11 protein-coding genes are annotated in these 13,328 nt (G+C 66.3%); 3 read left to right on the top strand and 8 right to left on the bottom strand.

Going from position 1 to position 13,328, the window contains the following annotated elements; all coding sequences use genetic code 11:
* Positions 1-227 precede the first annotated feature (227 nt).
* Both BFE01S_RS16785 and BFE01S_RS38985 read right to left on the bottom strand, forming a co-directional pair.
* Positions 228-1,514 carry a Glu/Leu/Phe/Val family dehydrogenase gene (locus BFE01S_RS16785; RefSeq protein ID WP_028226511.1) on the bottom strand — a complete coding sequence of 429 codons (1,287 nt, stop codon included), beginning with the start codon at positions 1,512-1,514 and terminating at the stop codon, positions 228-230.
* A 321-nt stretch (positions 1,515-1,835) separates the two neighbouring features.
* Complete coding sequence (locus tag BFE01S_RS38985; RefSeq protein ID WP_042337838.1) at positions 1,836-2,822, bottom strand: LysR family transcriptional regulator; 987 nt, start codon at positions 2,820-2,822, stop codon at positions 1,836-1,838.
* 243 nt (positions 2,823-3,065) lie between these two features.
* Here BFE01S_RS38985 and purB point away from each other — a divergent pair, with 243 nt between their 5' ends.
* A complete protein-coding gene (gene purB / locus BFE01S_RS16770; RefSeq protein ID WP_028226510.1) occupies positions 3,066-4,454 on the top strand; it encodes an adenylosuccinate lyase in 1,389 nt (462 codons plus the stop codon).
* A 123-nt stretch (positions 4,455-4,577) separates the two neighbouring features.
* Here purB and BFE01S_RS16765 read toward each other — a convergent pair whose 3' ends face one another.
* The 4 genes from BFE01S_RS16765 to edd form a co-directional block, all read right to left on the bottom strand.
* Entirely contained in the window at positions 4,578-5,081 is a 504-nt protein-coding gene (locus tag BFE01S_RS16765) for a gluconokinase (RefSeq protein ID WP_028226509.1), read from the bottom strand.
* A 26-nt stretch (positions 5,082-5,107) separates the two neighbouring features.
* The gene (locus BFE01S_RS16760) at positions 5,108-6,469 is read right to left on the bottom strand and encodes a GntP family permease (protein ID WP_028226508.1); all 1,362 of its coding nucleotides are present in this window, start codon (positions 6,467-6,469) and stop codon (positions 5,108-5,110) included.
* 280 nt (positions 6,470-6,749) lie between these two features.
* A complete protein-coding gene (gene eda / locus BFE01S_RS16755; protein ID WP_028226507.1) occupies positions 6,750-7,391 on the bottom strand; it encodes a bifunctional 4-hydroxy-2-oxoglutarate aldolase/2-dehydro-3-deoxy-phosphogluconate aldolase in 642 nt (213 codons plus the stop codon).
* Positions 7,392-7,393: 2 nt separating this feature from the next.
* Positions 7,394-9,277 (bottom strand): phosphogluconate dehydratase, encoded by a 1,884-nt coding sequence (edd, locus tag BFE01S_RS16750; protein ID WP_028226506.1) that lies wholly within the window; start codon positions 9,275-9,277, stop codon positions 7,394-7,396.
* Between the two features lie 307 nt (positions 9,278-9,584).
* Between edd and BFE01S_RS16745 the strand changes: the two genes are divergently transcribed.
* Together BFE01S_RS16745 and BFE01S_RS16740 are read left to right on the top strand one after the other, a co-directional pair.
* A complete protein-coding gene (locus tag BFE01S_RS16745; RefSeq protein WP_028226505.1) occupies positions 9,585-10,442 on the top strand; it encodes a MurR/RpiR family transcriptional regulator in 858 nt (285 codons plus the stop codon).
* Between the two features lie 314 nt (positions 10,443-10,756).
* Positions 10,757-11,209: a nuclear transport factor 2 family protein gene (locus BFE01S_RS16740; RefSeq protein ID WP_028226504.1), complete on the top strand. Its 453-nt coding sequence runs from the start codon at positions 10,757-10,759 to the stop codon at positions 11,207-11,209.
* A gap of 33 nt (positions 11,210-11,242) precedes the next feature.
* Here the strand turns inward: BFE01S_RS16740 and BFE01S_RS16735 are convergent, their stop codons facing one another.
* Positions 11,243-11,665 (bottom strand): CopD family protein, encoded by a 423-nt coding sequence (locus BFE01S_RS16735; protein WP_028226503.1) that lies wholly within the window; start codon positions 11,663-11,665, stop codon positions 11,243-11,245.
* A gap of 92 nt (positions 11,666-11,757) precedes the next feature.
* Complete coding sequence (locus tag BFE01S_RS16730) at positions 11,758-13,029, bottom strand: glutamate-5-semialdehyde dehydrogenase (RefSeq protein WP_028226502.1); 1,272 nt, start codon at positions 13,027-13,029, stop codon at positions 11,758-11,760.
* Positions 13,030-13,328: the final 299 nt, after the last annotated feature.

The raw sequence follows: 13,328 nt of genomic DNA, 5'->3' as shown, positions 1-13,328 counted from the left end.
TGTGATCTCCTTGGCAAGAATCGCCGCCAGTGTAGCAAAGTAATTATTTTGAAAGAATACGATTCGCCCCAGGGGTTGTACTCATCCGGCGCCTTTTTCCTCGCGCGGTTTCACCGGGTTGCGCCCGCGCGAGAAATGCAAAAAAGCGGACGGCCCCGCCAAGGTCCCGTCCGCTTGCTGCTACTGCCCAGGTGCGGGCGCAACCGCGCCCGCATGCCGTCTGTCGATCAGGGGTAGAGGCCGCGCATTTCGCGCGCCATCAGGATGCGCTTGCAGGCCACGATGAAGGCCGCGGTGCGCATCGACACCTTGTTTTCGCTCGCCACCTGCCAGACCGCCGTGAACGCTTCGCGCATCACGCGCTCGAGACGTTCGTTGATTTCGTTTTCGGTCCAGAAGAAGCTCGAGAAGTCCTGCACCCACTCGAAGTACGAAACGGTCACGCCGCCCGCGTTCGCCACCACGTCGGGAATCACGAGGATGCCCTTGTCGTGGAGGATGTCGTCGGCCGCCGTCGTGGTCGGGCCGTTCGCGCCTTCCACAATGATCTTCGTGCGGATCTTGCCGGCGTTCTTCTCGGTGATCTGGTTTTCCAGCGCGGCCGGGATCAGGATGTCGGTTTCGATCGTCCAGAACTCGTCGTTCGCGAGCACGTCGGCGCCGGCAAAACCTGCCACGCCACCTGTCTTCGCCACGTGTTCGAGCAGCGCTGCGGCGTCCATGCCGTTCGCGTTGTAGAGCGAGCCGGTGTGATCCTGCACGGCCACGACTTTCGAGCCGGCTTCCTGGAACAGACGCGCGGCGATGCCGCCCACGTTGCCGAAGCCCTGCACCGCAATGCGTGCGCCTTCGATCGGCAGACCCGTGCGGCGCGCGGCTTCGCAGCCGACCACGAACACGCCGCGGCCCGTTGCCTCGCGGCGGCCGAGCGAGCCGCCGAGCGTGATGGGCTTGCCCGTCACGACGCCCGTGGCCGTCTGGCCCTGGTTCATCGAGTAGGTGTCCATCATCCACGCCATGATCTGCTCGTTCGTGTTGACGTCCGGCGCAGGAATGTCGGTGTTCGGTCCGATGATGATGCCGATTTCGCTGGTGTAGCGGCGCGTCACGCGCTCGAGTTCGCCACGCGAAAGCGTGCGCGGATCGACGCGGATGCCGCCCTTCGCGCCGCCGTACGGCACGTTCACGGCGGCGTTCTTCACCGACATCCACGCGGAGAGCGCCATCACTTCGGAGAGCGTAACGTCCTGGTGGTAACGCACGCCGCCCTTGCCGGGACCGCGCGAAACGTTGTGCTGCACACGGTAGCCTTCGAAGTGCGCGACGGTGCCGTTGTCGAGTTCGATGGGCACATCGACGATCAGGATCCGCTTCGGACGCTTGAGCGTCTCGAGCCAGCGCGACAGCGAGCCGAGGTACGGCGCGACGCGATCGACCTGACGAAGGTAGTTACCCCACGGACCGAGATTGTCGGCGTTAAGGTAGGAAGGAACCGACTGCAGTTGGGAAGACATGAACGCTCCAGCGATCGAATGAGTGGTGCAATTGTCAGAAAACGCCCATCTGAAATCCAATGCCGTTTGATTATCCCGTTATGCTTTTCGTGCATAACGTTACAAAAACCGAAAAAACGTGTCGCGAGTCCGTGCCAACGCCGGTTTGCGGCGGCAAAACGGCCGCTTGCCGTCGCTTGTCGCCCCTTGCCGCCGATTGTTCCTGCGGCCGCAACGCACAAATGCAAGGAGCAACGCCAATCCCGCGCGCAGAAACGACACGGCCCGGCGCAACGGCGCCGGGCCGCAGTGTTCGCGTTCGATCGTTATAGTGCGTCCAGGTTACAGCTTCGTCAGCTTGCTCGCCGGCTGCCCCTCGCCGCCCCGGGCAAGCTCCGCGCTCACCGCGCTCCACAGCTCGCGCACGAGCGCCTGGCGCGCGTCGTCGCCCTGCGCCGCGAGCTTGTCGCGATAGAGGCGGATTTCCATGTCGAGCGTGAACTGGCCTTCCGGCGCGCCGCGCGTGCCGCGGTCGAGCCGGATCAGGCGGCCTTGCGCCACGGCATCCTCCACCGCGCTGCGCGGCAGGAACGCAATGCCGTGCCCGGCGAGCGCCATCGCCTTGAGCCCCTCGGCCATGTCGGTTTCATAGACGCGGTCAAGGTAAAGACGCGCCGGCGCATTGCCGATGATCACCTCGGTCATGCGGCCGAGATAGGCGTTGGGGGTATAGGAGAGGTAGGGCGTGGGGGCGTCGGCCGTGCCGGGCAGCGTGTAGCGGGGCCGGCCGGCGCGCTGCACCGCCGAATACGGGCTGATCGATTCGATGCCGAGCGTGAGCGTGTCGTAGCGCGCGGGATCGAGCGTGACCGGGTGGCTCGGATGGTGATACCCCATCACCAGATCGCAGCCGCCTTCGACGAGCGAGAGCACCGCATCGTGCACGTTGAGCGCGCGCAGGCGCGTGTGGATGCGGCCGAGCTTCGCCTCCACGCGCTGCAGCCAGCGCGGGAAATAGGTGAGCGAGAGCGTGTGCGGCACCGCGAACTCGATGGTGGCCGCCGGCGTGGCCGTATGGCCGCGCAGCACCGTGCGCGCCTCGTGAAACTGCGAAAGCATGGCGAGCGCCTGCTCGTAGAACACCTGGCCCGCGGCCGTGAGGCGGGTGGGATAGACCGACCGGTCGATGAGCTCGGTGCCGAGCCACGCTTCGAGCGCCTGGATGCGACGCGAGAACGCCGGCTGCGTGACGTGGCGCAATTCGGCGGAGCGGCTGAAACTATGCGTTTCCGCGAGCGAAACGAAGTCTTCGAGCCATTTGAGTTCCATGCTGGGCGGCGGGCGGTGACGTGTGAAGTCCGCATTCTAGAGCGGCTGCCGCCCGCGCGGGGAAGCGGCGCGCAAACCGCCCGCGGCGGCCTCCCGGACCGCCGTGCGCCCGCGCCCTTCGCCCCGGGCGGGCGCCTCCCGGCGAGGTGATAAAATATGGGCCTCCCGCCGTCTCCATGCAGACCGTCCTCAACGCAACCGAGCATCGCAACCGAGCGTAACGCCGCACGTTACGTCCCCATCATGTCCGACACCCGTCCCGATACCCTCTTCGCGCTCACCGCCCTCTCCCCGCTCGACGGCCGCTACGCCTCGAAGACCGAAGCCCTGCGCGACTGGCTTTCGGAAGCCGCCTTCATGCGCCACCGCGTGAGCGTGGAAATCCACTGGCTGATCGCGCTTTCGCAGGCCGGCTTCGCGGAAGTGCCGCGCTTTTCCGCTGCGTCGGAGCAGTTCCTGCTCAAGCTCGCCGAGAACTTCACGGCGCACGACGCCGCGCGCATCAAGGACATCGAGCGCGTGACGAACCACGACGTGAAGGCCGTGGAGTACTGGCTCAAGGAATCGGTGAAGGGGCAGCCCGAACTGGAGCGTGCGAGCGAATTCATCCACTTCGCCTGCACCTCGGAAGACATCAACAACACCTCGCACGGCCTGATGCTCGCGGGCGCGCGCGAACACGTGATCCTGCCGGCGCTGCGCTCGGTGCATCAGCGCCTCGTCGCGCTGGCCCACGCCCAGGCCGACCAGCCGATGCTCTCGCGCACGCACGGCCAGCCCGCCAGCCCCACCACGCTCGGCAAGGAAATCGCCAACGTCGCGGCGCGCCTCGCACGCGCGATCCAGCGCATCGAGAAGGTGGAACTGCTCGGCAAGATGAACGGCGCGGTCGGCAACTTCAACGCGCACCTCTCGGCCTACCCGGAATTCGACTGGGAAGCGTTCTCGAAGGAAGTCGTCGAAAAGCGCCTGAAGCTCACCTTCAACCCGTACACGATCCAGATCGAGCCGCACGACTACATGGCGGAACTGTTCGACGCCGTCGCGCGCGCGAACACGATCCTGCTCGACCTCGACCGCGACGTGTGGGGCTACATCTCGATCGGGTACTTCAAGCAGAAGACCCGGGCCGGCGAGATCGGTTCGTCGACGATGCCGCACAAGGTCAACCCGATCGACTTCGAGAATTCGGAAGGCAACCTCGGCCTCGCGAACGCCACGCTGCGCCACCTCGCCGACAAGCTGCCGGTCTCGCGCTGGCAGCGCGACCTGACCGACTCGACGGTGCTGCGCAATATCGGCGTCGCGTTCGGCTATTCGCTGCTCGCCTACGACGCGCTGATCCGCGGTCTCGACAAGCTCGAAGTGAACCCGCAGCGCCTGAACGAAGACCTCGACGCCACGTGGGAAGTGCTGGCCGAGCCGGTGCAGACGGTCATGCGCCGCTACGGCATCGAAAACCCGTACGAGCAGTTGAAGGAGCTCACGCGCGGCAAGGGCATCACGCGCGAAGCGCTGCAGACGTTCGTCTCGGGTCTCGCGATTCCCGACGACGCGAAGCAGCGTCTGCTCGACATGACGCCCGCGTCGTATGTCGGCCTGGCCGCGGAACTGGCGAAGCGGATTTCCTGATTACCGGATTACCGCAGCCGGCGAGCGGCCGCCGTTGCATACCGTTGCATACGCCGCTCGCACCCATGAAAAAAGGCGCTCGATGGTTTTCGAGCGCCTTTGTCGTTTCAGACAGCGACGGCGTCACGGCGCGCGGCGCGCCTCCAGCTGCTTCAGCACTTCATCGACGATCTGTTCGGGCGCGAGCTCGATGCTCACGACGATCGCCTCGTCGGGGCCCGGTTCTTCGAGCGTATCGAGCTGGCTCTGCAGCAGCGAAGGATCGAAGAAGTGCCCGGTGCGGGACGCGAGACGCTCGTGCAGCATCGCGAAGGTGCCCTTGAGATAGACGAAGCACACGTCGCGGTCGTTGCCGCGCAGGACATCGCGATACGCGCGCTTGAGCGACGAACACGTGAACACGGCCGTCTCGTGCGCGCGCTGCTTCGCCTCGATCGCCTCGCGGATCGTGCGCAGCCAGGGCCAGCGGTCCTCGTCGGTCAGCGCAATGCCGTCGTGCATCTTCTTCTTGCTGGCTTCGCTATGGAAAACGTCGCCGTCGGTGAAGGTGCAGCGCAGGCGCTCGGCCAGCAGCTCGCCGATGCGGGTCTTGCCCGCACCCGAGACGCCCATTGCAATCAGAATCATCTACCGCTCCTCTTGTTCTACGACGACTACACCACTGCCGCCAGGGCGAACGTCAGCCCGAGACCTAGCAGCGAAATGATGGTTTCCAGCAGCGACCAGGTCTTGAACGTCTGACCGACCGTCATGCCGAAGTATTCCTTGATGAGCCAGAACCCGCCGTCGTTGACGTGCGAGAAGATCAGCGAGCCCGAACCCGTCGCGAGCACGAGCAGCTCGGGCTGCACCGATATGCCGCTCGCCGTTGCAATCGGCGCGACGATGCCGCAGGCCGTGGTCATCGCCACCGTGGCCGACCCCGTCGCCAGACGGATCAGCGCGGCGACCAGCCAGCCGAGCAGGAGCGGCGAAAGATGCGCCGTCTGCGCGAGCTCGACGATCTGCTTCGACACGCCGCTGTCCATCAGCACGCGGCCGAAGCCGCCGCCGGCGCCGACGATCAGCGTGATGCCGGCGATGGGCGCGAGGCAGTCGCCGCAGAACTTCTGGATCTGCGCACGGGTGTAGCCGCGCTGCGCGCCGAAGGTCCAGAAGCTCACCAGCACGGCGATCAGGAGCGCGACGTCGGAGTTGCCGATAAAGTGCAGCAGGCTGTTCGGCAGCGTCTTCGGCGCGAACACGAGATCGGCCCAGCTGCCGATCAGCATCAGGATCACCGGCAGCAGGATCGTGAAGAGCGTGACGCCGAAGCCGGGCAGTTCGCTATCGGGCTTCGGCTCGGCGGCGCTCACGAACTGCGCGGCGAGCGGGTTGTTCTCCGGCAGCTTGACATGGCGATGGATGAAGAGCGCGAAGAGCGGGCCGGCGACGATCGCCGTGGGCACGCCCACGATCAGCCCGTAGGCGATGGTCTTGCCGATGTCGGCGTGATACGCCTGCACCGCCAGCAGCGCGGCCGGGTGCGGCGGAATCAGGCCGTGCACGACGGACAGGCCCGCCACCATCGGCAGGCCGATCAGCAGGAGCGACTTGCCGGTGCGTTTGGCGACGTTGAACGCGATCGGAATGAGCAGCACGAAACCCACTTCGAAGAACACCGGCAAGCCCACGATGATCGCGACGCACATCATCGCCCAGTGGATGTTCTTCTCGCCGAACCAGCGGATCAGCGTGGTGGCGATGCGCTCGGCGCCGCCCGACTCGGCCATCATCTTGCCGAGCATGGTGCCGAGGCCCACCACGATGGCAATGTGGCCAAGCGTGTTGCCGTTGCCGGTTTCGAAGGACTTGACGATCTGATCCATCGGCATGCCGACGGCGAGGCCGAGCAGCAGCGAAACGATGATCAGAACGAGGAAGGGATAAACCTTGAAGCGCGTGATCAGCAGAATCAGCGCGGCGATCGCGATGAGCGCATAAACCAGCAGCATGCTGCCGTGGGCCACTCCCATGGGGCTTTTCTCCGGATGATTTTGTTCGAAACGTATCCGCCGCGGCACAGGCGGAAGACGACGGCAGTCGCCGGGGCCGTGATTGTAATGAGGTTATAGCGGCTTTCGCTCGCGTGTGCGCAAAAAATGAGCCGCGCGAGGCGTGAACCTCGCGCGGCTTGGGTCATTGGCCTGCGGCCGGATGCACCGGATGCACCGGATGCGGCGATGCTGCGATGCTGCGATGCTGCGATGCGATATCGCCCGCGGGCCTCCTGGCGCGCGCGCCGCCGTGCCGTCTTTACCGCGCCGGACGCGACAGTTCGCTTGCCGCGCGCGCAAGGCGCGTCACTTCCGCCCAGTCCTGCGCGGCAACGGCGGCCTTCGGCGTGAGCCAGGAACCGCCCACGCACACCACGTTCGGCAGCGCGAGGAAGTTCGGCGCGGATTCCGGGGTGATGCCGCCCGTCGGGCAAAACCTGAGCCCCGGGAACGGGCCGTGGAACGCCTGCAGCATGGCGATGCCGCCCGCCGGCACGGCCGGGAAGAACTTGACGATCTCGTAGCCCAGTTCCAGCGCCGCGATGATGTCGCTCGGCGTCATCACGCCCGGCAGGAGCGGCAGGCCCGCCTCGACTGCCGCGTCGTGCATCTCGCGCGTGAGACCCGGCGACACGCCGAACTGGGCGCCCGCCTTCTTCGCGAGGGCGCAGTGCTCGGGCTTCGTGATCGTGCCCACACCCACGACGATATCCGGCGCGATCTTCGCAGCCCGCTCGATCGCTTCGAGACCGGCCGCCGTGCGCAGCGTGATTTCCAGTACCTTGACGCCGCCCGCGTGCAGCGCGCGCGAAACGTGCTCGCCCTGCTCCCCGCTCTCGAATGCCAGCACCGGAATGACCGGGCCCAGACGGACGATATCGGCTACCGTTGGTGTTGCCATGTTCATGCTCCTTGATGTTGCGTGACTTGTGCGGCGGCCGGCGCATGGCCGGTTTCGCCCACGAGCGGCCCGAAAACGCCGGCGCCCAGCTCCGCGGGCGCTGCGGCGGCGCGGAACACGCCGAAGAGTTCGCGGCCGAAACCGACCTTGTTGCTTTCCTGATGCGTGGGCTGCGCGACCGGGCGCGCCTCCCACCCGGCGGCATCGACTTCGACGTCGAGCACGCCTTCCACGGCATCGATCACGATCATATCGCCGTCGCGCACCTTGCCGATGGGACCGTGCAGCAGCGTCTCGGGCGAAACGTGGATCACGGCCGGCACTTTGCCCGACGCGCCCGACATGCGCCCGTCGGTCACGAGCGCAACGTGGAAGCCCTTGTCCTGCAGCACGCCCAGAAGCGGCGTGAGGCGGTGCAGCTCCGGCATGCCGTTGGCCCGGGCGCCCTGGAAGCGCACCACGGCCACGAAGTCGCGCTCCAGCTTGCCGGCATCGAACGCTTCCTGCACGGCTTCCTGCGAATCGAACACGATGGCAGGCGCGCGCACACGGCGGCGCTCCGGCGCGACCGCCGAAACCTTGATGACGCCGCGACCGAGACGCCCCTGCATGAGGCGCAGGCCGCCGTCCGGCTGGAACGGCTCGGCCACGCCGCGCAGCACGCCGGTATCGGCGCTCTGTTCGACCGCATCGACCCACGCGAGCTTGCCGTCCAGCAGCTTCGGCTCCTTCGTGTAGTGGCGCAGGCCCTCGCCCGCCACGGTCTTCACGTCTTCGTGCAGCAGGCCGCCGTCCAGCAGCTCGCGCACGAGGAACGCCACGCCGCCCGCGGCGTGGAAGTGGTTCACGTCGGCCTTGCCGTTCGGATAAACGCGCGCGAGCAGCGGCACCGTTTGCGAGAGCGTATCGAAGTCGTCCCAGTCGATGATCACGCCGGCCGCGCGCGCCATGGCGACGAGGTGCATGGTGTGATTGGTGGAGCCGCCCGTCGCGAGCAGCGCGACGATGCCGTTGATGATCGCCTTCTCGTCGATCACGTGGCCGATCGGCGTGTAGTTGCCGCGCTCGACGGTAAGGTCCAGCACGCGGCGCGCAGCGGCAGCCGTGAGCTCGTCGCGCAGCGGCGTATGCGGATGGATGAACGCCGCGCCCGGCAGATGCAGGCCCATCACCTCCATCAGCATCTGGTTGCTGTTGGCCGTGCCGTAGAACGTGCAGGTGCCCTGGCCGTGATAGGCCGCAGCCTCGGATTCGAGCAGCGCGTCACGGCCGCACTGGCCGGTGGCGAACTGCTGGCGCACCTTGGCCTTGGCATCGTTCGAAATGCCGCTCGTCATCGGGCCCGCCGGCACGAAGATCGTGGGCAGGTGGCCGAACTGCAGCGCGCCGATCACGAGGCCCGGCACGATCTTGTCGCAGATGCCGAGGCACAGCGCCGCGTCGAACATGTTGTGCGTGAGCGCAACGGCCGTGCTCATCGCGATCACTTCGCGCGAGAAGAGCGAGAGCTCCATGCCGGCATTGCCCTGGGTGACGCCGTCGCACATCGCCGGCACGCCGCCCGCGAACTGGGCCACGCCGCCGTTCTCGCGCGCCGCCTCTTTAATGAGGTCCGGATAATTCTTGTAGGGCGCGTGCGCCGAGAGCATCTCGTTGTAGGACGAGACAATGCCGATATTGGGCTCGCGAATCGACTTGATGGCGATCTTGTCGCGCCCCTCGATGGCGGCGAAGCCGTGGGCGAGATTCGCGCAGGAAAGCGCGCCGCGCGCCGGAAAGCGGTCCTGGGCCGCGGCGACGCGGGCCACATAGGCCTCGCGCGTCGGCTTGCTGCGCTCGATGACGCGCCGCGTCACCTTCATCAACTGGGAATGCGGGGACACTATCGAATCTCCTTCCTTGTTTGTCTCGACGGACGGTGGGGGCCGGATTCGGGCCGCGGCGGCCCGCATTGGGGGCCCGCCGGGCGCTCCGGTCAGTGCGAGCCGAGTTTAGTAGAAAAACTACACGATCGCAATACCGGTTAGCCCTGGGTAGCTTGCCGGCCCTTCGTGCATTTTCCTCATAAATCTAGGCATATCCAGCCGATCCCGCAAAGAGCGCTTGCACCCTCGTCATTTGTTATGTAGTTTTTGTACATATCGCCAGATCCGCTATAGTGCCCGGATCTTTCAGCATAGTGCGAGTTTCCCGATGCTGTTGTCCCAGGTGAAAGCCATGCGCGAGCAATTGCGCCCTTCCGAGCGCAAGCTGGCCGATTACGTCCTCGAAGCGCCCCGCGAGGTGCTCGACCTTTCGATGACCGAGGTGGCGCAGCGCGCCGGCGTGAGCCAGCCCACCATTGCGCGTTTCTGCCACGCGCTTGGGTTTTCGGGTTTCCGGGAGTTCAAGATCCGGCTCGCCCAGGCCGTGGCCGGCGACCTGCCCTCGGAGCATCCGGCCGTCTATCGCGACGTGCGCCCCGACGAACCCGTGCCGGGCGTGGCCGCCAAGGTGCTCGACCGCACCATCGGCGCGCTGCTCCAGGTGCGCAACAATCTCTCGACGGACGCGCTGGCGGCGGCCATCACGCTGCTCGCCCATGCCTCGCGCATCGAGTTCTACGGGGCGGGCGGATCGGGCATCGCGGCGCAGGACATGCAGCACAAGTTCTTTCGCCTCGGCATGCCGAGCGTGGCCTATTCGGACCCGCAAACCTTCCTGATGTCGGCTGCGCTGCTCGGGCCGGGCGATGTGGTAGTCACCATCTCGAACACCGGACGCACGCGCGACGTGGTCGATGCGGCCCACACGGCGCTCGAACGCGGCGCCAGGGTGATTGCGATCACGCACGGCACCTCGCCGCTCGCGCGGATCGCGACGGTCGGCCTGCACGCGAACGTGGACGAAGACACCGACGTGTTTTCGCCGATGACTTCGCGCACCTCCCATCTGGCGATCGGCGACATTCTCGCCGTGGGGGTGGCGTTGCAGCGCGGACCCGAGTTGGCCGAAAAGCTCGCGGACGCCAAGGAGATCATCGCGCGGCGACGGCTCGATCCGGTCGGCTGACGCAGCCGCGCTTGCCGTTCGATCGCGCCTGCCTTCGGACAAACCTCAGGCAAACCTCAGGCAAACCTCAGGCAAACCTCAGGCAAACCTCAGGCAAACCTCAGGCAAACCGTTGACAGATTGAGACTATTCCTATGTGCGCGTCGTACCGCAGCCGCTAAAGTTGCCGCTTTTCGAGCCCACGCCCCCTCCCGGGCCGGGTCAGCACGAAGCGCACTTTGCGCCGGCCGTGCATCCGCGCGGCGCGCACCCACCTGCCAGTGACCACCCATGCCCTTAAACGCGGCCTCGGGGAACTCGCAGAAGGAAACCTCATGAAACGCCTGTTGATACTCGCTGCGGCCGGCATGCTGGCCATGGCGGCACTCGCCGCCCCTCAACCCCATATCGCCAACCCGATCTCCGAAAAGCTTCAGATCGCATGGCTCGAACACCAGTGGACCCAGGCCGCCGCCTCGGCTAACCGCCCGGTGCTCGACGACCTGCTGGACGATCAGTTCTTCGAAATATTGCCGGGCAACGTCCGGCGTACCCGACACGACCTGCTGACGGCTCCGCCGCTGCCGGCGGGCGGTTCGCAGGTGCTCGAAGACGTGCACGTGCAGATCCTCGGCAATGTCGCCGTCGTAACCGGCATCAATCGGTATACGCCGGCGGCCGGCTACACGCCGATCGAATATCGCTTCACCGACGTGTTCCTGAAACGCGAGGCGGGATGGCGTATCGTGACGGCACGCATGCGCCACAAAGAGGCGGGCGGCGTGTAGGTGCCGCTTAAGTCGCGAATCGGGCAGAAAGAATCAGAAAGGCTTGATGACGGCGAGCGCCACCGCCGCCAGCATGCCGAGCACCGGCAGTTCGTTGAACATCCGATACCACTTGTCCGAGCGGCGGTTCTCGCCGCGCTCGAAGGTGCGCAGCAGCCGCCCGCAATACGCGTGATAGGCAATGAGCAGGATCACCACGCCCACCTTCGCGTGAATCCAGCCCTGGCCGCGGCCGATCCCCACCACGAGCCACAGCCACAGCCCGCACAGCAGCGCCGGCACGGCGATCATCGTCATGAAGCGATACAGCTTGCGCGCCATGATGAGCAGGCGCTTGATCGCGGCGGGTTCGGTTTCCATCGCCAGATTCACGAAAATGCGCGGCAGGTAGAACAGGCCCGCGAACCACGAGGCGATCAGCACGATGTGAAACGTCTTGACCCAAAGCATCGACATCTTTGTTCTTCTCGATGAGCGATTGAGCAATGAGGCGGCGCGCGCACCGCCCCGCTAAACGAACTGTTGAAGCGGACCGTTGAAGCAGACCGTTACTGCCGGCCTTCGCCGTGGCCGAGCACGACGTACTTCAGCGAAGTCAGCCCTTCGAGGCCAACCGGGCCGCGTGCGTGCAGCTTGTCGTTCGAAATGCCGATTTCCGCGCCCAGACCGAATTCGAAGCCGTCCGCGAAACGCGTGGAGGCGTTCACCATCACGCTCGCCGAATCCACTTCGCGCAGGAAGCGCATGGCGCGGTCGTGGTCTTCCGTAACGATCGCGTCGGTATGGTGCGAGCCGTAGGTGTTGATGTGCTCGATGGCGTCGTCGAGGTGGTCCACCACCTTGATCGCCAGCACAGGCGCGAGGTATTCGGTGCGCCAGTCTTCTTCGGTTGCATCGACGAGCGGGCTCACGCCCGCGTCGGCCAGGATCGCGCGCGCGGCCGCATCCACGCGCAGCTCCACGTCCTTGTCGCGATAGAGCCGGCCGAGCGGCGGCAGCACTTCATGCGCAATGCCGCGCGCAACGAGCAGCGTCTCCATCGTGTTGCAGGTGCCGTAGCGGTGCGTCTTGGCGTTGTCGCACACGGTCAGAGCCCGGGCGATGTCCGCGCGGTCGTCCACGTAGACGTGGCAGATGCCGTCCAGGTGCTTGATCATCGGCACGCGCGCCTCGGCCATCAGGCGCTCGATCAGGCTCTTGCCGCCGCGCGGCACGATCACGTCCACGTATTCGGTCATCGTGATGAGCTTGCCCACCGCCGCGCGGTCGGCGGTTTCGACCACCTGCACCGCTTCCTGCGGCAGCCCCGCCGCTGCGAGCCCTTCGCCGATCAGCTTCGCGAGCGCCGTGTTGCATTCGAGCGCTTCGGAACCGCCGCGCAGGATCGTCGCGTTGCCCGACTTCAGGCACAGCGCCGCGGCGTCGATGGTCACGTTCGGCCGCGACTCGTAGATGATGCCGATCACGCCGAGCGGCACGCGCATCTGGCCCACCTGGATGCCGGTCGGGCGGTACTTCATGTTGCTGATTTCGCCGATGGGGTCCGGCAGCGCCGCCACCTGGCGCAGGCCGTCCACCATCGTCCTGAGCGCCTTGTCCGAAAGCGTGAGGCGGTCGATGAAGGCGGCGTCGTGGCCCTTGTCCTTCGCGCGGGCGAGGTCGCGCGCATTCGCGTCCTTGAGCGCCTGCGCCTCGCGCTCGATGGCCTTCGCCACCGCTTCCAGCGCGGCGTTCTTCGCGGCCGTGGAGGCCCGTGCCATCGCGCGCGAGGCTTGACGGGCGCGGCGGCCGAGATCGGTCATGTACTGGTCGATATCCATCATGGTGTCTTGTGTGATGCGGCGCGCCCGGCGCGCGAATGCCCGATTGCCGGGCAAATGCGCGGGAAAACACGCGGGAAAAACGATTGTAAAGCCAGCGCGCGAGGTCTGCCTGGCCGGCCTGGAGGCACAGCGTCAGGCTCGCACGCGGGCCGGACGAGGCGCAACGTATCGTGCGGCAGGGCCGAAACCGGCACCTGCGGCCGGCACCGGCGAGCCCGTCGCGCTCAGCCCGCCGCGCTCAGCCGGGTCGGCGTGCCGTGCCTGCGGCCGGCGGCCTGACGCCTGCCTGCGCGCGG

Origin of the sequence: Paraburkholderia ferrariae NBRC 106233 (assembly GCF_000685035.1) — a bacterium.
Classification (GTDB): domain Bacteria; phylum Pseudomonadota; class Gammaproteobacteria; order Burkholderiales; family Burkholderiaceae; genus Paraburkholderia; species Paraburkholderia ferrariae.
The sequence above is the reverse complement of the archived record's forward strand: the minus strand, read 5'-3'. Positions and strand labels throughout refer to the sequence as shown.